The following is a 21501-nucleotide window of genomic DNA, read 5'->3' on the forward strand; positions in this document are numbered from 1 at the left end:
GAAGTGAAACGCCGTAGCGCCGATGGTAGTGTGGGGCTTCCCCATGTGAGAGTAGGGAACTGCCAGGCTTTTATATCAGTTATCAGACGGTGTCTGGTAATGAAAAGTAGCGAAGGGGCTGTCCGAAAGGACAGCCCTTTTTGCTGTGCGTGGTTTTTAGCGTCAGTCATTTACCATCAGACATGGGTGAATTTACCCGCGGATCCAACCTTCAATAAAGTCAGCCACCTGTTTAGGATCGTTTATATCCAGCCAGGGCAAGGAAAGTTGTCGATCTGCATCATCATCGCTGGCAATCGCAACGGCATAGCTATCTAACAAATCATGCGCGTTCTTGCTCAACCCTCTGCGTGAAAGAACGATCTTAGGCACCTTTTCGTGTCGAAATCCTTCAACCAGCACCAAATCCAGCGTATCAACATCCATTTTGCTCACCATTTCATAGAGATCCACCTCTTCGGCCTTCGGTGTTTCCATCATCAGCGCCCAGCGCTGGTTACTGGCGACAAGCGTCTGCGCAGCCCCTGCTTTACGCAGCTCATAGCTGTCTTTGCCGGGTTTATCGATATCCATATCATGATGAGTATGCTTGATCACACCAATGCGTAGTCCTTTCTCCTTGAGGAGCGGAATCACGTGGGTGAGCAAGGTGGTTTTCCCGGTACCGCTATAAGCGCTAACAGCAAGCAGGTGGGGGTGATGCAACTCAGTCATGTTTGGCCTCTTGCCAATTGGAGAGATCGTCTGGGGTGTTCAGGTTTTGAAATGCCAAAGGGCAATCAGTGAACAGTACGGGAATCGCCTCGATCTCTGCCAGAAATAGCATTAGCTTACGATCGCCACGTTCCAGGTAGGTTTCAAGTTTCGAGATCATGGAGCGATGGATAAGCAACAAGGTTGGATGCTCTCTCTGACCATCGTTTACGTAGGCGGCATAGGCTTGCTGTTTGCCGTGCCACAGTCTCGCCACCATATCGGTGGGTAAATTCGGGACATCACAAGGCGCGAAAACGGCCCATTCAGTCTCGATGGTCTTCAGGCTGGACAAGATGCCTGCCAAAGGGCCTGAGAAGCCGTTCGGTAAGTCGCTAAACACGGTGCAGCCACTGTCCTGATAAACAGACTGGTTACGATTGGCATTGATATACACGCGATCCACCTGGGGTTTCAGGCGGGTTAACACGTGTTGATAGAGCGGTATGCCGCGCAACGTTAATAGTCCTTTATCCTGCCCACCCATCCGGCTGGCCTGGCCACCTGCCAGAATGATGCCTGTGATCATGTGATCCCTCTTTGTCGCGCCGCAGAGGCTCTATTCTGGGCAAAATAATTCCTGACGCCAAGCGCTTTCCACCCGTGATTAAGGCTGCTAAGGTGATATCAGTATCTGTATAAGAGGATTAAACCATGAAATGTCATCGCGTTAACGAGTTGGTCGAATTACTGCATCCTGCCTGGCAAAAAGATCCGGACCTGAATCTGGTCCAATTTTTACAAAAACTTGCACAGGAGGCGGGGTTCCAGGGGCAGCTAAGTGAGCTGACAGATGATATCCTGATTTACCATTTGAAAATGCGTGACGCGGATAAAGAGCAGGTCATCCCTGGCTTGAAAAAGGATTATGAAGAAGATTTCAAAACAGCACTGCTGCGTGCCCGGGGTGTTATCAAGGACTGAGGCTTTTATCGATAGGCGCCGCTTTTTCACGCTTATTTTAATTCCTATTGCGAGTAATGATGACGGCTATGCAAAGTTCAGTGTTTAATTTTCAGACGCTGTTTCCCTCGCTGATTATCGATGCGCTTTTTGCGGTAGGTATTCGGGTTGATTCCGGTTTGACGGCGCTCAACAGCTATGAAAACCGGGTTTATCAATTTATGGATGAAGACCGGCGCCGTTTTGTCGTTAAATTCTATCGTCCTGAACGGTGGACGCAGGCGCAGATTCAGGAAGAACACGATTTCGCCCTGGCATTGGTTGAAGATGAGGTGCCCGTTGTGGCACCCGTGAAGCTCAATGGTCAAACGCTGCATTGTTATGATGGATTTTATTTTGCCGTTTTCCCGAGCGTAGGAGGGCGGCAATATGAAATGGACAATGACGATCAGTTGGAAGGCGTTGGCCGTTTTCTCGGGCGTTGGCATCAAACGGGGCAAAAAGGGCTTTTTGTTGCTCGCCCCACCATTGGGGTTGAGGAATATCTCGACAAGCCTTATCAGCTATTGACGCAAACGCAACTTATTCCTGCTGCGCGCCGAGATTCCTTTTTGCAGTCCACCCAGCAACTTATCGAAATGGTAAAACGCTATTGGACACAGGATGCTGCTTTTCTCAGATTGCATGGCGATTGCCATCCTGGAAATATTCTCTGGCGTGACGGCCCGCTATTTGTCGATTTAGATGATGCCCGTAACGGACCTGCGGTGCAGGATTTATGGATGTTGCTTCATGGTGAGCGTCAGGAACAGAGAATTCAACTCGATATTCTGCTTGAAGCTTATAGTGAGTTTATGGCGTTTCAGGAAAAAGAGCTGGCGTTAATTGAGCCGCTTCGAGCGATGCGAATGGTGCATTATTTAGCGTGGATTATTCGCCGTTGGGAAGATCCGGCATTTCCCCCGAGCTTTCCCTGGATAAAAGATGATGATTTCTGGTTCAGGCAAACAGCAATATTTACTGAACAGGTTAAGCTGTTACAGGAGCCTCCTTTACAGCTATTGTCCATGTACTGATGTTTAACGGAGAGACGTGTTATATGAAGAGTGTATTTGCGGCATTAATGGGCATCATGTTGGCCTTCGGTGCATCAGCGGCAGATTTTTCTGACGGAAAACAGTACGTTGAAGTTAATAAACCGGTACCTCAATTACCTCAGGTGCTTGAGTTTTTCTCGTTCTACTGCCCACATTGCTATCAGTTCGCCGAGGTTTACCATATTCCTGAAGCTGTCAGTAAGGTGCTGCCTGCGGATACCAAAATTACCCGTTACCACGTTGATTTTCTCGGGCAGTTTGGCAAAGAACTGACCCAGGCCTGGGCAGTTGCCATCGCCTTGGGTGTAGAAGATAAAATCACCCCGTTAATGTTTGATGCGGTGCAAAAAAGCCAAACGCTGAAAACCACGGATGATATTCGCAAGGTGTTTGTGGCGGCGGGTGTTAAAGCTGAAGATTATGACGGTGCATTGAATAGCTTCGTGGTTAAATCTCTGGTTGCCCAGCAAGAAAAAGCCGCCGCTGATTTGCAACTGCGCGGTGTGCCGGCCATGTTTGTTAATGGCAAATATATGGTGAAAAGCGACGGTTTGGATACCAGCTCAATGGATGCATATGTGAAGCAATATGCTGATGTTGTGAAATTCCTCATCGAGAAAAAATAATACTTTTTGCGTGACTGCGCCTGGTGACAGGCGCAGTTATACCCATCATTCGTGACGTTGTCGGTGCGCTGGCTGTGCTGATTCACCACCAACAGTTACGCCTTGGTACGCGCCGTGGGATTACTCACTTTCCGCCTCGCGGCAACTCAAATTATTTAGGGTATATCGCCATAATATATCCCTTTTCCTTTACGCGGGTTTCACGTCGGTGGCGTTTAATAAGCGTTTAAGTAATATCTATCCACAAAAAAAATGTTTTTTGTATTACGGATATTTACCGGGACCATTTTTTTATCTTGCTGAAAAAAATCCATAATATGGGAATCGCTTTTTGATGTAACATCAGCATCATTCTGATTTTCTCTTTCTATGCACAAAGTTATCCACAAGGCCTTTGCTTTGCGTGTGGCAGATTTGCGGTTTTCTATGCGTTAACGTTCGTCTCTTGCTTTGAGCTATGGCATGCTTAGCGCCATGATGGACGACATAGGTCATGACAGAACATGGTTCAGATTCCGCAAAACCCGTTAATTTTGGTCGATGGCTCGTCGTATTTATACCGTGCCTACCACGCATTTCCTCCTTTGACGAACAACGCAGGCGAGCCGACAGGTGCCATGTATGGCGTGCTGAATATGCTGCGCAGCCTATTGCTTCAGTTCTCCCCCAGCCACGTCGCCGTGGTGTTTGATGCCAAAGGAAAAACGTTCCGCGACGAACTGTTCGAAAACTACAAGGCGCACCGCCCTCCGATGCCGGACGATCTGCGTGCGCAGATTGAGCCGCTGCATGCAATGGTGCGTGCTATTGGGCTGCCGTTGTTGGCCGTCAGCGGTGTGGAAGCGGATGACGTGATCGGTACGCTGGCGCGCCAGGCGGAAAGCGCAGGCACGCCGGTACTGATCAGCACCGGTGATAAAGACATGGCGCAACTGGTGTCACCGACGATCACGCTTATTAACACCATGAACAATACGGTGCTTGGGCCGCAAGAAGTCTGCGACAAATACGGTATTCCGCCGGAGCTGATTATCGATTTTCTGGCCCTGATGGGGGATGCATCGGACAATATTCCCGGAGTGCCGGGCGTGGGTGAAAAGACGGCGCAAGCGTTGCTTCAGGGGCTTGGCGGGCTGGATACCCTGTACGGTAATCTGGATAAGATCGCCACGCTCTCCTTTCGCGGCGCAAAGACCATGGCGCAAAAGCTGGAACAGCATAAAGAAGCGGCATACCTCTCTTATCAACTGGCGACCATCAAAACTGACGTCGAGCTGGAGCTGACCTGCACTGAGCTGACGGTGAATGAACCGGATGTGGATGCACTGCACGGGCTGTTTAAGCGCTATGATTTCAAACGCTGGATGGCTGATGTTGAAGGCGGCACCTGGATGCAGGGGCGCAAAGGGCAATCTCAGGTTTCGCAGCCAACAACACCCACGGTACAAGCGCAACCGCAAGCGGAAGCAACGGTTGCCTTGAGCCGCGAAGGTTATGTCACTATTCAGGATGAAGAGACCTTACAGTCGTGGATTGCTCGTATCCAAAAGGCAGGAGAGTTTGCGTTTGATACGGAAACGGATGGTCTGGATACGCTGAGCGCCAATCTGATTGGTATGTCATTTGCGGTGACGGCGGGAGAAGCGGCGTATCTGCCGCTGGCGCACGATTATCTGGATGCACCGGATCAAATCGACAGAGCACGCGCGTTGGAATTGCTTAAACCCCTGCTGGAAGACAGCGCGCTGCGCAAAATTGGGCAGAACCTGAAGTTCGATCAGGGCGTGATGAAACGCTATGACATTGAGCTGCGTGGCATCGCGTATGACACCATGGTGGAGTCTTACGTGCTAAACAGCGTGGCGGGCCGTCATGATATGGACAGCCTTGCCGAACGTTACCTGCAACATAAAACCATTTCGTTTGAAGAGATTGCGGGCAAGGGCAAGAACCAGCTTACCTTTAATCAGATTCCCGTTGAGCAAGCCAGCACCTATGCCGCAGAAGATGCGGATGTCACTTTGCATTTGCATCAAACCCTGTGGGAAAAGCTGCAACAGCATGGGGAACTGGTGACGGTGTTCCGTGATATCGATATGCCGTTGGTGCCGGTGCTGTCTCGCATTGAACGCCAGGGGGTGTTGATTGATGCCGGCATTTTGGCACAACATTCTCAGGAATTGACGGCGCGCCTGGCCGAGCTTGAAACTGAAGTGCATGAAATGGCCGGTGAAGCGTTTAATCTTGCTTCCACCAAGCAGTTGCAGGGGATCTTATACGATAAGCTGAAGCTGCCGGTGTTAAAGAAAACGCCGAAAGGTGCGCCTTCCACCAATGAAGAAGTGTTAGAAGAGTTGGCGCATGACTATCCGCTGCCCAAACGTATTCTGGAATATCGTGGGCTGGCGAAACTGAAATCGACTTACACCGACAAGCTGCCGCTGATGATCAATCCGCTGACCCAGCGGGTGCACACCTCATACCATCAAGCGGTCACGGCGACCGGGCGTCTTTCCTCCAGCGATCCCAACCTGCAAAACATCCCGGTGCGCAACGACGAAGGACGACGCATCCGTCAGGCGTTTATTGCCCCTGAAGGGTATCGCATCGTGGCGGCGGACTACTCACAGATTGAGTTGCGCATTATGGCGCACCTTTCCGGTGATGCTGGGCTGCTCAACGCGTTTGCCGAGGGGCTGGACATTCACCGCGCTACCGCCGCAGAAGTTTTTGGTTTGCCGCTGGAGAACGTCACGGGAGAGCAGCGCCGCAGCGCCAAGGCCATCAACTTTGGTTTGATTTATGGCATGAGCGCCTTCGGCCTGTCACGCCAGTTGGGTATTCCTCGCGCCGAGTCGCAGCGCTATATGAACCTCTATTTTGAGCGCTATCCTGGCGTGCAGGAGTACATGGAAAGAACCCGTCAGGAAGCCGCCGAGAAAGGGTTCGTGCAGACGCTGGATGGACGCCGTCTCTATTTGCCGGATATTCACGCACGCAATGCGATGAGTCGCAAGGCGGCGGAACGTGCCGCGATTAACGCCCCAATGCAGGGTACTGCTGCCGATATCATCAAGAAGGCGATGATTGCGATCGATAGTTGGCTACAGCAAGAGCAGCCGCAGGTGAATATGATCATGCAGGTACACGATGAATTGGTGTTTGAAGTACATGAGTCGGTGCTGGATGCGGCAAAACAAAAGATCGTTACCCTGATGGAAGGTTGTATGTCACTAAACGTTCCGCTGCGCGTGGATGTGGGTGAAGGTAAAAACTGGGATGAGGCGCATTAATGTACAGAAAAACAGGATGTTGCAACTGAACATTAAATGCGCATTACGTTATTCATTTCTGTAATTAAACTACAGGATTGTGTGACTTGCTTTGACTTTGTGTGAGCCATAGCCATTTTTTATGAAACTAAACAACAAAAAAACCTTTGTTCTGACGAAAAAATAGGGTAGAGTTAACGACGTAGGGTACAGAGGTAAGATGTTCTATCTTTCAGACCTTTTACTTCACGTAATCGGATTTGGCTGAATATTAGCCGCCCCGGTCACTTCGGTGACTGGGGCGTTTTTTATTGGGCGCGAGTCAAAAAACGCCGCAAGATCGCTAACGATCGCGGCGGTTAATCTTAATTATCCGCATCGTCTTGCATTGAGGGACGGGTGTTGAACCACAGATCGAGTTTTTGACGCAGTTTATCCACCCCTTCTTTTTTCAAGGAGGAGAAGGCTTCAACCTGAATATCCCCGCCAAACGCGAGCACGGCTTCACGCACGGCATTCAGTTGAGCTTTACGCGCACCGGAAGCCAGTTTATCGGATTTGGTGAGGAGAATGAGCACCGGCAGTTCCACAGCCACGGCCCATTCAATCATTTGCTGATCGAGATCTTTCAGCGGATGACGGATATCCATCAACACCACCAGTCCTTGCAGACAGGCGCGTTTTTGCAGATATTCCCCCAGCGCTTTCTGCCATTTGCGCTTCATCTCTTCCGGAACTTCGGCATAGCCATAGCCGGGGAGGTCAACCAGGCGCACGCCGTCTGTGACTTCAAACAGGTTGATAAGCTGGGTTCGTCCCGGTGTTTTACTGGTGCGCGCCAGGCTTTTTTGGTTGGTCAGCGTGTTCAGGGCGCTGGATTTTCCTGCGTTGGAACGTCCGGCGAACGCCACTTCGATACCGCTATCGGCAGGCAGGTGACGAATATCGGGCGCGCTGATGACAAAATGCGTCATATTGTAGTTATGCGTCACGTTCGTGTTCTGTTGTTCGGTCACAATGGTTATCTCTGTCTGGATAGGGGGCTTTGGGTCTATTATACCTATAACTGACCCGAAACGCGGGGTTATCGGTGCCAGCTTTTGTTGCACAAGGCGAATTCGCCTAATGGCCGCACCGGCCCTTTTTTATTGCTGGCCTTTCTGCTAGATTCCGCCGCAATTATCTTCTGTTTACCTGAGAGTGTTGTTATGAAACAGCCGGTGAAAAATCCGGGCTCCAAAGCCCCAGGCGCGAAGGCGTCAACGTCTAAAGTGAAGAGAAAAACCCGCGACGAGCTTAATAGCGAAGGCCGGGAACGGAAACGTCAGAAAAAACACAGTGGTCGTACCGCGGGCAGCCGTGCAAACCCAGCGGTGGATGCCGCAAAGCAATCCGGTCAGGGGAAAAAAAGCGATCCGCGCATCGGCAGCAAAAAACCTGTCGCGCTGACGGTCAGTGATGAACAGTCACAAGCCACTAAACCGCAAAATGCTCATACACAACGTACTCAGCCTAAAGCAGAAACCGTAGTCGAAACGCGCTTGACCCCAGAGCAGGAACTGGCTCTGCTGGAGAATGACGATCGCCTCGATGCGCTGCTGGAGCGTCTGGATAACGGTGAGACGCTGAGCAAAGACGAGCAGAAATGGGTTGATAGCACGCTCGATCGTATCAATGCCTTGATGGATGAGCTGGGCATTGAAATGGATGACGAGGAAGAGGAAGCGCAGCAGGAAGACATGATGCAGATCCTCAAACGTAATAACCCGAAAGACGTATTCTGATAGATGAAAGGGCTACTGTCTCTCATCTTGGTGTTGGTTGTCTGTTATCTGCTGTGTCTGTTGGTTAAACTGTGGCTGCTTTCCCGGCGTAAAACGCGAATACAGCGCGCCGTGTTCGGGACAGGGCAGCGCAAGCTGCCGCTGAAAAGCGCTGTCGGGAAATACAAGCGGAAGGAGTAACAGCATGCAAGATCAACACGTCGATTGGGATTTAGCCCTGATTCAAAAATACAACTATTCCGGGCCGCGTTACACCTCGTATCCCACGGCGCTTGAGTTTAACGAACAGTATGATGATGCGGCATTCCGTCAGGCGATAGCGCGTTATCCGGAGCGGCCGCTGTCGCTGTATGTTCATATCCCGTTTTGTCATCGCCTGTGCTATTTCTGCGGTTGCAACAAGCTGGTGACGCGCCAGCAGCACAAAGCCGAAGAGTATCTTGATGTGCTGGCCGTGGAGATTCGCCAGCGTGCGCCGCTGTTCGCCGGGCGCATCGTCACGCAACTGCATTGGGGCGGCGGCACGCCTACCTATCTCAATAAAGATCAAATCAGCCGCTTAATGGCGCTGTTGCGCGAAAATTTCCAGTTTGCGGATGAGGTGGAAACCTCGCTGGAGGTCGATCCGCGTGAAATCGAGCTGGATATTCTCGATCACCTGCGTGCGGAAGGGTTTAATCGCCTAAGCATGGGCGTGCAGGATTTCAACAAGGAAGTGCAACGCCTGGTGAATCGAGAGCAAGATGAGGCCTTTATCTTTGCGCTGATTGAACGCGCCAAGGCGCTTGGCTTTACCTCCACCAATATCGACCTTATTTACGGCTTGCCGAAACAGACGCCGGAAAGTTTCGCTTTCACCCTGCAACGCGTGGCTGAGTTAAGCCCGCACCGCCTCAGCGTGTTCAACTACGCCCATTTGCCGACACTGTTTGCTGCCCAGCGTAAAATCAAAGATGCGGATTTGCCGAGCCCAGCGCAAAAGCTGGAGATTCTGCGCCAAACCATCACCACGCTTACCCAATCGGGCTATCAGTTTATCGGTATGGATCACTTTGCTCGCCCGGACGATGAGCTGGCGCTGGCACAACGGGCCGGTAAATTGCACCGTAATTTTCAGGGTTACACTACGCAGGGTGACACCGACCTGCTGGGCATGGGGGTGTCGGCGATCAGCATGATTGGTGACAGTTACGCGCAAAATGAAAAAGTGCTGAAAACCTACTACGAAAAGGTGGGTGAACAAGGTAATGCGCTATGGCGCGGCTTGCGCTTGACGCACGATGACTGCATTCGCCGCGATGTGATCAAGAGTCTTATCTGCAATTTCCGTCTGGACTACGCGGCGATTGAAGCGGATTACGGCATCGATTGCCGTCTCTATTTTGCGGAAGATTTACGCCTGCTGGCACCGCTGGTGCAGGATGGCCTGGCTGAATTGCACCCTACGGGAATTGTAGTAACGCCGAAAGGCCGTTTGCTGATCCGCAATATCTGCATGTGCTTTGACAGCTATCTGCGTGCTAAAGCACGGACGCAACAGTTCTCGCGTGTAATTTGATGCAATAAGGTATTTTGGAAACAAAAAAGGCTCCTAAAGGAGCCTTTTTATCTAAAAATCAATCAAATAGGCTTAGTTACGATTTGACCTGACTGTTCTGCCTTTTTCTTGGCCAGCAGAAAACGCTTAAGCATCTCATTCTTTTCGGCCCTGATTGCATCGTAGTTAATTTTCGTTTTCATTGGTGTTGTCTGTTCGTATAACATAACAAGCCCCCTCTATGTGCACTTCAAGGTTCTTGATAGCAGCATACTGCTTTACCAGCCTGTCATATACCCGACGTAGCGCTTCACTGTATGCCTGAAAGGTCAAAAAATGAATAGCTTCAGTCTCAGCTATTCTCAAAATGATGTCAACCAATGTACTGTAAAGATAACGTGTTTCTGAAATAGTAAGTTTCGGTGCCGCAGAGGGCTTATCAAATAGGGCATCGCATTTTTCATTGTTCTCTGCATCAATATTATAGAAACTAATAACGCTTATTGTTATTGTAGACAATGCTTTGCTGAAAAACTTATCAAGTATAACATTACCTGATTCGTATTTGCAGAAGATCAACCTGAAGGTTATTTGTCGATTTATCTTATCAGAGAAAATGAAATTAATATCTATGTATCTATATATATCAAAACCTTGAAGTTCATCATGCAAGATGTCATGTGAATGACGTGGCATTTTGATATCTCGTCGTTAATTATATGGAAAGGATTTTACAACATTATATGTGTCAATGCCGATGCAATAATAACTGCTCTGATAATCTCATTTGAGACAGTAGCGTAAGCCCTGATTATGATATTCTCATCGGTAATTTCCCGTGTAATGAGAAATTATCGGTTATGCCAAATTCTGAATCGTGAAATATAAATAGATCAACGTATTGTTATCTGTATATATCTATACATCCCTCTCAGCCATTCATGCATGGTCAGGTTGTGCCGTTTGCAGCGCCTCGTTTAGCTGATTCAACCGCGCACCCTTTCGGATATTCCCCTCACCTGTAAGAAAAATATCAAAATCATGTCATATTGAAAGAATCACACCAAAAAACCACCCGTAATGAAAAAATAATCACATAAGTGTAAACAAATTTAAATATGCGCTCTCTATAGTGGCCGCTTTGCTTTGGCTGCTAACCATTCCGTGGTGGCTGCCATCTTTGGGGACCCAATCATCCTTGCGCGTCATCGCTGTACGCCAACGATGGGAAGAGAGAACATGCGAAACTGGAACGAACCAAAAAGAAACAAAGCCCATATCGAGTTGATCCCAATGATCGACGTTATGATGTTTTTACTGGTGTTTTTCGTCCTGATCAGTATCAACGTCCTTCCTGCTACGGGGTTGAAAACCCAGCTTCCCTCTGCCAGCAGCGCCCAACAGCTAAAACCTCAGAAAAAAGCCATCGTCACCTTGGGTGAACAAGACCAACTGCAACTGGATGGTTCACCTATCCAGATTACCGATTTGGTCAGCACCTTAAAACAGCAGCAACAGGCCGGAGAGACCACCACCATTATCGTTAACAGCGATAAGCAGGTGGCGGTTGAGCGCCTGGTCGCGGTGATGGATACCCTGCGTCAAGGTGGGTTTACCTCGGTTTCAATCGCAACGCGGAAGCAGTGACATGTATTGGTTTTATCGTTCACGTCATGCCATCAGCTGGTTGCCGCTGCCCGTGGTGGCTGCCGGTCTGATGGTGATGACACAGCAAAGCTCGCTCAAGGTACAGCCCCAGTATGACGACAGTGTCATGGAGCTGTCGCTCGCCGATCTCACACCGCCTGCGCCGCCAGAAGAGGTCGTTCCCCCAGAGCCGGAAACGCCCCCCGAGGAAACGTTGCCAGAACCGGAGCCAGAGCCGGTCGAGACGCCGGAACCGATCGTTGAGGCACCGCCGCCGAAACCCGAACCGAAGCCCAAACCCGAGCCTAAACCGGTGCCCAAGCCAAAGCCTGCTCCAGCGCCGCGCCCGATGCCCGTTGCCTCGCCCGTGAAAGCTGCCGTGGTAAAAGCCACCGCGCCAGCCCCTGCTGTGCCCGCGCCTGCGCCGCCGAAAGTGAACGCGCAGGCGTTGGAAAACAGCTACATCCAGGCGCTGCGTGGCCAGATTGAGCAGCTAAAACGTTACCCAACGGGGCGTCAGGCGTCATTGGAGCGTCCGGAAGGAAACGTCGAAATCTGGCTGGAGGTCGATCGCAACGGCCGCGTGCTCAACAGCGGCATCAACCAGAAAGCCGCCAGCATGCTGCTCAACCGAGCGGCAACCAGCACGTTACAGAGCATCACGCAGGTCAGGCCATTTCCGGCAGACGCGTTTGCCGGGCAAAACACCAAACGTTTTTTAGCCACATTCCACTATCAAGCGCAGTGAGCGCCTATATACAACATTGAATCAGGGTGATTAACACAATGAAATTATTCACAGTTTCAAGGATATCTCTCTCTGTCGCGGCCGCGTTATGGTCGGGAACCGTGCTGGCAAACGATGCAACAGACATCGGCGCCATTCAGGTTAAAGGCGCGCCGTTGGGCGAGGGGATGATGATTCAGGAAGAGAGTGCGAAATCGCGCTCGACAGTAACCAAAGAAGCGATGGATAAGATGCCCGCCACCGGTAACGCCATCGATAAGCTGAAATACACCGCTGGCCTGAATGTCAGCAGTAATGACTCTACCGGCCTGAGCGGTATCGATTACACCATGCGCGGCATGAGCAACGACCAGATCGGCCTTTCGATTGATGGCATCCCGATGAACGATTCGGGCAGCTATAGCGTGTATGCCAACCAGCTGGGCGATGCGGCAAACCTTGAGCAGATTTTTGTGACCCAGGGTTCTTCAGAAATGAACGGTCCGCACATCGGCTCCAGCGGCGGCAATATCGGTCTGGTCACGAAACGTCCCGCGAAAGAGTTTGGCGGATTTATCGAACAGACCTTTGGCAGCAACAACCTGAGCAAATCACTGATTCGTTTGGAAACCGGGCTGCACGACGGCTTCAGCAGTTGGTTATCCTACTCGTATACCGATGCCGATAAGTGGCGTGGCAAAGGGGCCACCCGTTCTAACAAGCTGGAATGGAACGGCCTGTATGAAGATGACAACGGTAACAGCAGCAACCTGCTGGTTAAGTACAACAAGCAGGATATGAATAACTACAACACGCTGAGCAAAAGCACTTTCCTGAACCAAGGGCGTTACGTCGATTACCCGACGACGCCGGAATATAACAGCCGCGGCCAGCTCTCACGTTACTACAAGATTAACCGTAACCCGTTCGAAAGCCTGAATCTTACCTTCACGCAGAAACTGCAACTGCGCGATAACCTGTCGCTGACGCTGCAACCCTATTACTACTGGGGCAACGGCGGCAGTTTCAGCGGTCAGTCGGCCTCTACGCTTTCTTCCACCACCAGCGATAAATCGGGCAGTTACGATCTGAGTAACCTGAGCAGCAATACCTACTATCGACCTTCCTGGACGGAAACCTGGCGTCCGGGCATCACCAACACCCTGAAATGGGATCTCAATGACCAACACAGTCTGGATATTGGTTACTGGTTTGAACGCGCACGCCAACGTCAGACGCAGCCTTATATCGGCATTAACGCTGACGGTAACCCGGCCGATCTTTCCGGCAAACCTAACGGCTCGCATTTGGTGAAAGATGCCAATGGCAAAGTGATCCAGGGGCGTAACCAGTTCACCGTGACACCGGTGCACAAGTTCTGGTTGCAGGATACCTGGTTTGTCTCCCCTGACTGGACGCTCGCTGGCGGCCTGGCCTGGCAGCACGTGAAACGCGACGGGCACGATCTGGGTAGCTTGAGTTCGGTGGAAGAGAAAAAGGCGCGCACCTATAAAGAGTTCCTGCCGAGCTTCAGTGCTGCGTACAAAATTAACCCCGAGAATCAGGTGTTTTACAGCCTGACGCGCAATATGCGCACGCCGCCTAACTACGTGCTCTACAACCTGGGTGATTCCATCAACACCAAACCTGAATTGAGCTGGAACCACGAACTGGGTTGGCGCTTCCAGGGGCAAGACGTGATGTTGAGCACCTCTTTGTTCTACATTGCGTTTACCGATCGTCAGATCTCCAGCCGCAACGTTGATGGCGAATACGAGATGATCAACGCCGGTAAAGTAGAGAACAAAGGTATCGAGACGGAACTGAGTGGAAAACTGCCGCATAACTTCAATTATTTTGCCTCTTACACCTATACCGATTCCAAGCAGCGGGACGATATCTCGACCAACGGTTCCATGCTGCCAACCACCGGCAAACGTTCCGCCAATACGCCGAAGAACATGCTCAATCTGGGCGTGGGTTATGACGACAGTCGCTACTACGCAGGCATCAATGGCCGTTATACCGGTGCATTTTACGGTGATATGACCAACGATGAGAAAATTGGCGGGCGTACCGTGGTCGATCTCAATGCCGGCATTCACTTGCCGGTAGACAAAAAGATCATCAAAAGCGCAACGCTGCGTTTCAACGTTAACAACGTGTTTGATAAGGAATATCTGGATTCCGCACGCACCGTGGTCTTCAACGCCGCGGGGCACAACGGCGTTCGTGCCAGCACGCCTTATTACAACGTGGGTGAAGAGCGCACCTTTAGCGTGTCGCTGGACGCCACCTTCTAATTGCTCGCAAACCTGATATCCCCTGACGGAATTTATCCGCAGGGGAATGGCTTATCACCGTCACGCGCTTGCCAGGGCGTGACACGCACCGAAGGAAAACAACACCCGTTATGAACGCAAACGATCTGCACGATATTATTTTCTACGCGATGTATGCCTCGCTGGTGGCGGCACTGATCATCATCATTGAGCGTGGGCTGTTCTTTGCCTATACGCGCCGTCAGACCACGCGTTTGCTCCGCGCGCTGACCGCCGATATTCGCCATCTTCACGATCTTCCCGCTGAGCTCAGCCAGCGCAGCAGTCTGCCAGCCACGCTGATTGCACCGCTGCTGCCGCAGGCGGCAAATCGCGACCGTGATGAGCTCAACGATCTGATCGATACCCAATATCTGCAAAGCAAACCACACATGACGCGCGGGCTGTGGTTGCTGGAAACCATTGTGACGGCAGCGCCGCTGCTGGGTCTGCTGGGCACCATTATGGGGATTATTGAAACCTTTAAGGCGCTCTCGGCTGCCGGGATTTCTGATCCAAGCCAGGTCTCCGCCGGGATGGGGACGGCGCTGTATGCCACGGGGTTGGGGATTGCTATCGCGCTGGTGTGCTTGTTGGGAAACAACTTCCTGCAAAGCCGCATGGAGCACATTAATGATGCGCTGAAAGTGCTGTTGCTGCGGGCCGGATTGCCACATACCCGCCAGACCGTCAAGCCTGCGGCGGTGCAGGAAAATGGGGTAAAGCGCTATGCGTAGCGCGTGGGCTATCAAACGCGCAGGGCGGCGTTGGGCTGCGTGTGTTGGGCTCGGGCTGTGTTTTTTTACCCCCTCGGCGCTGGCGGATTTTAGCATTCCCGGTTATGAGTTGGTGTATACCGCGCCGGTAGAGACCGCGCTACAGGCCCCGGATCTGCGTGCACCGGATGCCGTTTGGCGTGCGCTGTTTGATGACGCGCAGCATAGCCTGTCGTTGGGGGAGTTCTACGTTGCCAATCAGCGCGGCTCGCGGCTGGATTCGGTGTTGCAGCATCTGCGCAGTGCAGGGGAGCGCGGTGTGCGTATTCGCTTTCTGCTGGAAGAGAAGGGCATCGCTCTTTCAACGCCAGAAACCCTGGCGCAGTTGAAAGCCATTCCCAATCTGGAACTGCGGGTTATTCCTTACGGTAAGCTGACCGGCGGGATCCTGCATGCGAAATACCTGCTGGTGGATGGCAAACGCGCCTACGTTGGCAGCCAAAATTTTGACTGGCGTTCGCTTGAGCATATTCACGAAACCGGGCTGCTTATCGACGATCCCAATGTGGTTAAACAGCTCAATGCGGTATTTGAGCAGGATTGGCAGGCGCAGGAAGCACTGGCGCAAGGCATCGCCGTCAAACCCGTGATGCAAGCGGCCGAGCAGGATGATTCGCGCCCGGATAACTATCTGGTTGCCAGCCCCAAAGCGTTCAACCCACCGGGCGTGCTGGATTCTGAAGCGGAATTACCACGCTTACTGGCGCAAGCGAAAACCCGCGTGCGCATCCAGGTGATGGACTACGCGCCACTGTCATACGGCCCGAACCGTACTCGTCCTTACTATGCGGTGATGGATAATGCGTTACGCAGCGCGGCGGCACGTGGGGTGAAGGTGGAGTTAATGGTGGCGAACTGGAGCACCAAAAAGCCGAACATTGCTTATCTTAAAAGTTTGGCTGTGCTGCCAAACGTTGAGGTGAAAATCGTGACGTTGCCTGAGGCAAACAGCGGCTTCATCCCCTTTGCCCGCGTGATTCACAGCAAGGTCATGACCATTGATCAGCAAAAAGCCTGGGTCGGCACCAGCAACTGGAGCGGTGGTTATCTTGATAACTCGCGCAATCTGGAGATTGTGATGCAAAGTCCGGCGATGGCCGCGCGTATTGATGGGTTGTACGCCCAGTTGTGGAACAGTGAGTACGCGCAACCGGTTCAACTGGATAAGGATTATCCAGCCCCACGTCCCGGTGGGGCACATTGAGTCAAGGCAAAAAAAACGCCCCGAGGTTAGCGGGGCGTTTTCAGGTTAACACTTTTTATATTCAAACAACGTCATCATCGAGATGATGGGGGATGTTATTGTGATATAGGACATCAGCCCGATGGCGTGTCGGTCAGGCCTAAATAAAGAAATTGATCAATGCAGCGCACAGAATCGCAGCAATGGCAGTTTGCGGTGAGTGACTCGCCGCTGCGCCAAGCTCTGCGCCGTGCGTCGTCGCAGAAATAAGTGAATCTAGCATGGTACTTTCTCCTGAATCAGCGACACGATCATACTGCCGGCTTGTTTTATGTAAAGAGCAAAATATCGACAATTTTGTGCGCTGGCTTGTAATTCCTGGCGATACTGGTGAGGGCACGGTAAACGGAGCGTGAGCGTCACGCTTGTCATTGTTATCGGTGTTAGCTGGGGGAAACCATTCTGGTGAAATGCGCGTCATCTGTCGGCGATTCCCACCTTGGCGGGATGGGCTAGCGTGGGGAAGGTTCACGGCCATCATGCTGCTGATGGCCGTCGGTAATACGTGTTGCGGTTATTCCATTCCCAGCTCTTTGAGCTTGCGCGTCAGGGTGTTACGTCCCCATCCCAACAGGCGAGCGGCCTCTTGCTTATGACCTTGCGTATGGCGTAACGCGGTGGTGAGCAGCGTTCTTTCCATCTCTGGCTGCGCTTCGGAGAGCAGGTTTTGATGACCGGAACGCAGTGCCCGATCGGCCCATTGCGCCAGCAGGGTTGCCCAACTGTCCGGCAGCATGTGCACCGTGGCATCGGGGGCCGTGGTTTCAAACAGCTCTGGCGGCAGATCCTGAATCAGCACCTCTTGCCCGGCGGCCATGACGGTCAGCCAGCGGCAGGTGTTCTCCAACTGACGCACGTTACCCGGCCAGGGCAGGCGCGTCAGTGCGGTTTCCGTTTCAGGATGCAGATTTTTCGGCTCCACGCCCAGCTCTTTGGCCGTTGCCTGCAAGAAGTAGCGTGCCAGCCGCGGGATATCTTCGCGACGTTCACGCAGTGGAGGTAGATGGACGCGAATTACATTGAGGCGGTGAAACAGGTCTTCGCGAAATTTACCTTCCTGAACGCGCAGTTCCAGGTTCTGGTGGGTAGCAGCGATGATACGCACATCTACTTTCACCGCCGCATAGCCACCGACGCGGTAGAACTGCCCGTCAGCCAATACGCGCAACAGCCGCGTTTGCACATCCAGCGGCATATCGCCGATTTCATCCAGAAACAGGGTGCCGCCATCGGCCTGCTCAAAGCGTCCCTGGCGAATCTGGTTCGCGCCGGTAAATGCCCCTTTTTCGTGACCAAACAGCTCTGATTCGATCAGATCCTTGGGGATGGCCGCCATATTCAAAGCGATAAACGGTGCTTTGGCGCGCGGACTGTGGCGATGCAGCGCATGTGCCACCAGTTCTTTACCGGTTCCTGATTCCCCGTTGATCAGCACGCTAATGGATGAGCGGGAGAGTCTGCCAATAATGCGGAACACATCCTGCATGGCAGGCGCTTCACCAATGATATCGGTGGTGGGGCCATTGAGCGGTTGCGCGCGGACCGGCTGCTGCTGTTCAAGATAGTGGCTGATCGCACGTTCAACCAAGGCGACGGCCTCGTCGATATCGAACGGCTTGGGCAGATAATCAAATGCGCCCTGTTGGTAAGCGCTTACTGCCGCATCCAGATCGGAGTGCGCGGTCATAATAATCACCGGCAGCATCGGATGACGCTGTTTGATCTGTTGCAGCAGCGCCAGACCGTCCATACCCGGCATGCGGATATCGGACAGCAGCACATCCGGCGTTTGGGTTGCCAGCGCGTGCAGCGCCTGATTTCCGTTATCAAAGGTGGCACAGGTTAACCCCGCCCCAGTGAGCGCGCGCTCCAGCACCCAACGGATGGAGCTATCGTCATCGACAATCCAGACTATCCCTCGTTGCATCGTGAACCTCACTGGCGAATGGGCAGGTAAACCGAGAATTCGGTATGGCCTGGCCAACTGTTAAATTCAATTTTTCCCGAATGCTGATCGATCAGGCTGCGCGCGATAGATAATCCCAGCCCGGTGCCCCCTTCGCGACCGCTTACCATCGGGTAAAACAGCGTGTCTTGCAGCTGAGCGGGTACGCCTGGGCCATCGTCTTCGATATCAATACGCGCCGCCAGGCGATAACGCACGCCGTGCAGCGTGAGTTGAAAAGCGGTGCGCGTGCGCAGCGTGATGGTGCCGCCTTCTTTACCCAGCGCCTGTAGCGCATTGCGGGTAATGTTCAACAGCACTTGCTCAATCTGGTCTGGGTCATGGGTCAGCTCTGGCAGGCTGGGATCGTAATCTTTCACCAGCGTCACGTTGTCGGGTTTTTCCAACGAGACCAACTTGCAGACGCGCTCAACCACCTGATGAATGCTTTGTGTGACGTGTAAACCCGGCTGCTGCGGCCCTAATAACCGGTCCACCAGATTGCGCAGGCGATCGGCCTGCTCAATGATCACTTTGGTGTATTCTGTCAGCGCCGGGTCGGGCAGCGCTTTGGCCAACAGTTGTGCTGCGCCGCGCAATCCGCCGAGCGGATTCTTGATTTCATGCGCCAGGCCGCGCACCAAATCACGTGCTGCCTGCTGCTGAGAGTGTTGTAATTGTTCCTGGCTGAGGCGGCGCTGGTTGTCCATCGGCGCCATCTCCAACAGGATAAAACTGTGTTGAATGCGTTGTGCGGTGAGCGACATGATGTGTGCTCTGCCATCGACAACGATAGTCACTTCGTTATCCGTAAATCCTTGACCCGCGTTGAGGCTTTCGCGCATCAGCTCAATATTTAGCGAAAAATAGCTGAGCAGATCCGGCAACGGTGTTCCCGCCAATTTACGTGAACTTTGCGCCAGCAACTGCTGGGCAGCCGGATTGGAATAGTGGATTGCCAGATCGTTATCCAGCAATAAAATACTATTGATCAAAGAATTGAGGATCTGCCCAGCATCGGGCAGCGTGCCTGTTGCCATAACGCAGACTCCTGCACCCTCGCGGTGCATTGTAGTGTAGATGATGGATGTTACGTCGCAACGGCCAATATTGATGATAAAGAAATAAGGCCGATGGTGAAAAAAGCCCATCCGAAGATGGGCTGAAAAGTTTCCACGGCAACAAAAACAAACTTCTTATAATTCTGTTGATGCTCGGTCATGGCAGGGTTCAGCACGCCCACCACGCCGAGGTAAATCATAGGTACGCAGTCGTTGATTAAACGCTGTAGTACAGTTCGAACTCAACCGGGTGCGGCGTCATGCGAACGCGATCGTTCTCTTCACGGCGCAGACCGATGTAAGCATCGATAGCGTCGTCAGTGAACACGCCGCCTGCCGTCAGGAATGCACGGTCAGCGTCCAGCGCGTTCAGTGCTTCTTCCAGAGAGCCTGCAACCTGTGGGATTTCATTCGCTTCTTCCGGCGGCAGATCGTACAGGTTTTTGTCCATGGCATCGCCAGGGTGGATCTTGTTCTTGATACCATCCAGACCGGCCATCAGCAGTGCGGCAAAGCACAGGTACGGGTTAGCCGCCGGGTCCGGGAAGCGCACTTCGATACGTGCTGCTTTCGGGCTGGAAACGAACGGGATACGGATAGAAGCAGAACGGTTACGTGCGGAGTACGCCAGCATTACCGGAGCTTCATAACCCGGGACCAGACGCTTATAAGAGTTGGTGGTCGGGTTAGACAGGGCGTTGATCGCTTTAGCATGTTTGATGACACCGCCGATGTAGAACAGTGCTTCTTCAGACAGGCCAGCGTATTTGTCGCCGGAGAATTTGTTGGTGCCGCCTTTGGACAGGGACATGTGGCAGTGCATGCCAGAGCCGTTGTCACCGAACATCGGTTTCGGCATAAAGGTGGCGGTTTTGCCGTAAGCGTGCGCTACGTTGTGAACAACGTATTTGTAGATCTGAATTTCGTCCGCTTTTTTGGTCATGGTGTTGAAGCGGGTTGCCACTTCGTTCTGACCAGCAGTCGCCACTTCGTGGTGGTGAGCTTCAACGACCAGGCCCATTTGCTCCATTACCTGACACATCTGGGAGCGGATATCCTGAGCGGAGTCAACCGGCGGAACCGGGAAGTAGCCGCCTTTCACTGCCGGACGGTGGCCTTTGTTGCCGCCTTCGTATTTGGTGCCGGAGTTCCATGCGCCTTCGATATCATCGATAGCAACGTGAGAGCCGGAGATGCTGCTGCCGAAACGGATGTCGTCAAACAGGAAGAATTCAGGTTCTGGCCCAAACAGAACGGTATCCGCGATACCGGTGGAACGCAGGTACTCTTCAGCGCGTTTTGCGATGGAGCGCGGGTCGCGATCGTAACCTTGCATGGTGTTCGGTTCCAGAATGTCACAACGAATGATCAGCGTCGTGTCTTCATAGAACGGGTCCAGTACTGCGGTGCTCGCGTCAGGCATCAGTACCATGTCGGATTCGTTGATACCTTTCCAGCCACCAATAGAGGAGCCGTCGAACATTTTGCCTTCTTCGAAGAAGTCAGCGCTAACCTGGTGAGCTGGAATGGTGACGTGCTGCTCTTTACCCTTGGTGTCGGTAAAGCGTAAGTCGACGAATTTAACGTCGTGTTCGTTCAGCATCGTCAAAACATGTTCTGCGGACATACTTGGATCTCCCGATTTGTCATTTATCGTCGTGGAACGAATATCGTTATGGAATGATGTTTGTTACCGTAATAGGGTTTAAGCTAAAATCATGCCAACTCTACACATGTGGTTGGGAGGCGTTGTTTTCAGGCTTTCGTTGAAGGCAGTGCCTGCACCATTAGCGTTCGTTGCACTATTAT

Annotated in this window: 21 protein-coding genes; 12 read left to right on the forward strand and 9 right to left on the reverse strand. The window is 52.3% G+C overall.

Annotated features, from left to right (window positions below; all coding sequences use genetic code 11):
* Positions 1 to 192 precede the first annotated feature (192 nt).
* Complete coding sequence (mobB, locus tag J5069_RS18855; RefSeq protein ID WP_264645321.1) at positions 193 to 714, reverse strand: molybdopterin-guanine dinucleotide biosynthesis protein MobB; 522 nt, start codon at positions 712 to 714, stop codon at positions 193 to 195.
* The gene (mobA, locus tag J5069_RS18860; RefSeq protein WP_264645322.1) at positions 707 to 1282 is read right to left on the reverse strand and encodes a molybdenum cofactor guanylyltransferase MobA; all 576 of its coding nucleotides are present in this window, start codon (positions 1280 to 1282) and stop codon (positions 707 to 709) included. Before mobA ends, mobB begins: the two co-directional genes overlap by 8 nt.
* Positions 1283 to 1407: 125 nt before the next feature.
* On the opposite strand from mobA, the gene J5069_RS18865 reads away from it, so the two are divergent.
* From J5069_RS18865 to polA, 4 genes are all read left to right on the forward strand, one after another.
* On the forward strand, positions 1408 to 1677 hold the full coding sequence (locus J5069_RS18865; RefSeq protein WP_195316213.1) for a YihD family protein: 270 nt from the start codon (positions 1408 to 1410) through the stop codon (positions 1675 to 1677).
* Between the two features lie 68 nt (positions 1678 to 1745).
* A complete protein-coding gene (locus J5069_RS18870; RefSeq protein WP_264645323.1) occupies positions 1746 to 2732 on the forward strand; it encodes a serine/threonine protein kinase in 987 nt (328 codons plus the stop codon).
* Positions 2733 to 2755: 23 nt separating this feature from the next.
* Positions 2756 to 3379 (forward strand): thiol:disulfide interchange protein DsbA, encoded by a 624-nt coding sequence (gene dsbA, locus J5069_RS18875; RefSeq protein ID WP_264645324.1) that lies wholly within the window; start codon positions 2756 to 2758, stop codon positions 3377 to 3379.
* Between the two features lie 503 nt (positions 3380 to 3882).
* The gene (gene polA, locus J5069_RS18880) at positions 3883 to 6672 is read left to right on the forward strand and encodes a DNA polymerase I (RefSeq protein ID WP_264645325.1); all 2790 of its coding nucleotides are present in this window, start codon (positions 3883 to 3885) and stop codon (positions 6670 to 6672) included.
* 344 nt (positions 6673 to 7016) lie between these two features.
* Here the strand turns inward: polA and yihA are convergent, their stop codons facing one another.
* Positions 7017 to 7625 carry a ribosome biogenesis GTP-binding protein YihA/YsxC gene (gene yihA, locus J5069_RS18885; RefSeq protein ID WP_264645513.1) on the reverse strand — a complete coding sequence of 203 codons (609 nt, stop codon included), beginning with the start codon at positions 7623 to 7625 and terminating at the stop codon, positions 7017 to 7019.
* Positions 7626 to 7859: 234 nt separating this feature from the next.
* Between yihA and yihI the strand changes: the two genes are divergently transcribed.
* Genes yihI through hemN form a run of 3 tightly spaced genes read left to right on the forward strand, consistent with a single transcriptional unit; the run spans position 7860 to position 9993 of the window.
* A complete protein-coding gene (gene yihI, locus J5069_RS18890) occupies positions 7860 to 8435 on the forward strand; it encodes a Der GTPase-activating protein YihI (protein ID WP_264645326.1) in 576 nt (191 codons plus the stop codon).
* Positions 8436 to 8438: 3 nt separating this feature from the next.
* On the forward strand, positions 8439 to 8615 hold the full coding sequence (locus J5069_RS18895; protein WP_264645327.1) for a high mobility group protein Z: 177 nt from the start codon (positions 8439 to 8441) through the stop codon (positions 8613 to 8615).
* Positions 8616 to 8619: 4 nt separating this feature from the next.
* Positions 8620 to 9993, forward strand: coding sequence for an oxygen-independent coproporphyrinogen III oxidase (hemN, locus tag J5069_RS18900; RefSeq protein ID WP_264645328.1), 1374 nt, complete (start codon positions 8620 to 8622; stop codon positions 9991 to 9993).
* Between the two features lie 165 nt (positions 9994 to 10158).
* Here hemN and J5069_RS18905 read toward each other — a convergent pair whose 3' ends face one another.
* Complete coding sequence (locus J5069_RS18905; protein ID WP_264645329.1) at positions 10159 to 10668, reverse strand: hypothetical protein; 510 nt, start codon at positions 10666 to 10668, stop codon at positions 10159 to 10161.
* A 543-nt stretch (positions 10669 to 11211) separates the two neighbouring features.
* Between J5069_RS18905 and J5069_RS18910 the strand changes: the two genes are divergently transcribed.
* The 5 genes from J5069_RS18910 to J5069_RS18930 all read left to right on the forward strand — a co-directional run bounded on the left by J5069_RS18910 (position 11212) and on the right by J5069_RS18930 (position 16647).
* On the forward strand, positions 11212 to 11619 hold the full coding sequence (locus tag J5069_RS18910; protein WP_264627500.1) for an ExbD/TolR family protein: 408 nt from the start codon (positions 11212 to 11214) through the stop codon (positions 11617 to 11619).
* A gap of 1 nt (position 11620) precedes the next feature.
* Entirely contained in the window at positions 11621 to 12367 is a 747-nt protein-coding gene (locus tag J5069_RS18915; protein WP_264645330.1) for an energy transducer TonB, read from the forward strand.
* A gap of 38 nt (positions 12368 to 12405) precedes the next feature.
* Positions 12406 to 14649 carry a TonB-dependent receptor gene (locus J5069_RS18920; protein ID WP_264645331.1) on the forward strand — a complete coding sequence of 748 codons (2244 nt, stop codon included), beginning with the start codon at positions 12406 to 12408 and terminating at the stop codon, positions 14647 to 14649.
* A gap of 110 nt (positions 14650 to 14759) precedes the next feature.
* A complete protein-coding gene (locus J5069_RS18925) occupies positions 14760 to 15404 on the forward strand; it encodes a MotA/TolQ/ExbB proton channel family protein (protein ID WP_264627497.1) in 645 nt (214 codons plus the stop codon).
* Positions 15397 to 16647: a phospholipase D-like domain-containing protein gene (locus J5069_RS18930; protein ID WP_264627496.1), complete on the forward strand. Its 1251-nt coding sequence runs from the start codon at positions 15397 to 15399 to the stop codon at positions 16645 to 16647. Before J5069_RS18925 ends, J5069_RS18930 begins: the two co-directional genes overlap by 8 nt.
* Before the next feature lie 139 nt (positions 16648 to 16786).
* Here the strand turns inward: J5069_RS18930 and J5069_RS18935 are convergent, their stop codons facing one another.
* From J5069_RS18935 to glnA, 5 genes are all read right to left on the reverse strand, one after another.
* Positions 16787 to 16909 (reverse strand): YshB family small membrane protein, encoded by a 123-nt coding sequence (locus J5069_RS18935; RefSeq protein ID WP_264645332.1) that lies wholly within the window; start codon positions 16907 to 16909, stop codon positions 16787 to 16789.
* A gap of 291 nt (positions 16910 to 17200) precedes the next feature.
* A complete protein-coding gene (glnG, locus tag J5069_RS18940) occupies positions 17201 to 18613 on the reverse strand; it encodes a nitrogen regulation protein NR(I) (protein WP_264625995.1) in 1413 nt (470 codons plus the stop codon).
* 8 nt (positions 18614 to 18621) lie between these two features.
* Positions 18622 to 19671, reverse strand: coding sequence for a nitrogen regulation protein NR(II) (gene glnL / locus J5069_RS18945; RefSeq protein ID WP_222158693.1), 1050 nt, complete (start codon positions 19669 to 19671; stop codon positions 18622 to 18624).
* A gap of 50 nt (positions 19672 to 19721) precedes the next feature.
* Complete coding sequence (locus J5069_RS18950; protein WP_264625994.1) at positions 19722 to 19892, reverse strand: hypothetical protein; 171 nt, start codon at positions 19890 to 19892, stop codon at positions 19722 to 19724.
* A gap of 17 nt (positions 19893 to 19909) precedes the next feature.
* Complete coding sequence (gene glnA / locus J5069_RS18955) at positions 19910 to 21319, reverse strand: glutamate--ammonia ligase (protein WP_264645333.1); 1410 nt, start codon at positions 21317 to 21319, stop codon at positions 19910 to 19912.
* Positions 21320 to 21501: the final 182 nt, after the last annotated feature.

The sequence above is a fragment of the Candidatus Symbiopectobacterium sp. NZEC127 genome, from assembly GCF_025962675.1.
GTDB lineage: Bacteria > Pseudomonadota > Gammaproteobacteria > Enterobacterales > Enterobacteriaceae > Symbiopectobacterium.

Excerpts from the sequence above, each read along its gene's own strand:
- J5069_RS18950 (WP_264625994.1), bottom strand. The coding sequence starts at position 19,892 with ATGATTTACCTCGGCGTGGTGGGCGTGCTGAACCCTGCCATGACCGAG.
- mobA (WP_264645322.1), bottom strand. The coding sequence starts at position 1,282 with ATGATCACAGGCATCATTCTGGCAGGTGGCCAGGCCAGCCGGATGGGT.
- glnG (WP_264625995.1), bottom strand. The coding sequence starts at position 18,613 with ATGCAACGAGGGATAGTCTGGATTGTCGATGACGATAGCTCCATCCGT.
- J5069_RS18935 (WP_264645332.1), bottom strand. The coding sequence starts at position 16,909 with ATGCTAGATTCACTTATTTCTGCGACGACGCACGGCGCAGAGCTTGGC.
- polA (WP_264645325.1), top strand. The coding sequence starts at position 3,883 with ATGGTTCAGATTCCGCAAAACCCGTTAATTTTGGTCGATGGCTCGTCG.
- J5069_RS18920 (WP_264645331.1), top strand. The coding sequence starts at position 12,406 with ATGAAATTATTCACAGTTTCAAGGATATCTCTCTCTGTCGCGGCCGCG.
- J5069_RS18930 (WP_264627496.1), top strand. The coding sequence starts at position 15,397 with ATGCGTAGCGCGTGGGCTATCAAACGCGCAGGGCGGCGTTGGGCTGCG.
- yihI (WP_264645326.1), top strand. The coding sequence starts at position 7,860 with ATGAAACAGCCGGTGAAAAATCCGGGCTCCAAAGCCCCAGGCGCGAAG.
- J5069_RS18865 (WP_195316213.1), top strand. The coding sequence starts at position 1,408 with ATGAAATGTCATCGCGTTAACGAGTTGGTCGAATTACTGCATCCTGCC.
- glnA (WP_264645333.1), bottom strand. The coding sequence starts at position 21,319 with ATGTCCGCAGAACATGTTTTGACGATGCTGAACGAACACGACGTTAAA.
- yihA (WP_264645513.1), bottom strand. The coding sequence starts at position 7,625 with ATGACGCATTTTGTCATCAGCGCGCCCGATATTCGTCACCTGCCTGCC.
- J5069_RS18915 (WP_264645330.1), top strand. The coding sequence starts at position 11,621 with ATGTATTGGTTTTATCGTTCACGTCATGCCATCAGCTGGTTGCCGCTG.
- J5069_RS18905 (WP_264645329.1), bottom strand. The coding sequence starts at position 10,668 with ATGCCACGTCATTCACATGACATCTTGCATGATGAACTTCAAGGTTTT.
- J5069_RS18895 (WP_264645327.1), top strand. The coding sequence starts at position 8,439 with ATGAAAGGGCTACTGTCTCTCATCTTGGTGTTGGTTGTCTGTTATCTG.
- glnL (WP_222158693.1), bottom strand. The coding sequence starts at position 19,671 with ATGGCAACAGGCACGCTGCCCGATGCTGGGCAGATCCTCAATTCTTTG.
- mobB (WP_264645321.1), bottom strand. The coding sequence starts at position 714 with ATGACTGAGTTGCATCACCCCCACCTGCTTGCTGTTAGCGCTTATAGC.
- dsbA (WP_264645324.1), top strand. The coding sequence starts at position 2,756 with ATGAAGAGTGTATTTGCGGCATTAATGGGCATCATGTTGGCCTTCGGT.
- hemN (WP_264645328.1), top strand. The coding sequence starts at position 8,620 with ATGCAAGATCAACACGTCGATTGGGATTTAGCCCTGATTCAAAAATAC.
- J5069_RS18870 (WP_264645323.1), top strand. The coding sequence starts at position 1,746 with ATGCAAAGTTCAGTGTTTAATTTTCAGACGCTGTTTCCCTCGCTGATT.
- J5069_RS18910 (WP_264627500.1), top strand. The coding sequence starts at position 11,212 with ATGCGAAACTGGAACGAACCAAAAAGAAACAAAGCCCATATCGAGTTG.
- J5069_RS18925 (WP_264627497.1), top strand. The coding sequence starts at position 14,760 with ATGAACGCAAACGATCTGCACGATATTATTTTCTACGCGATGTATGCC.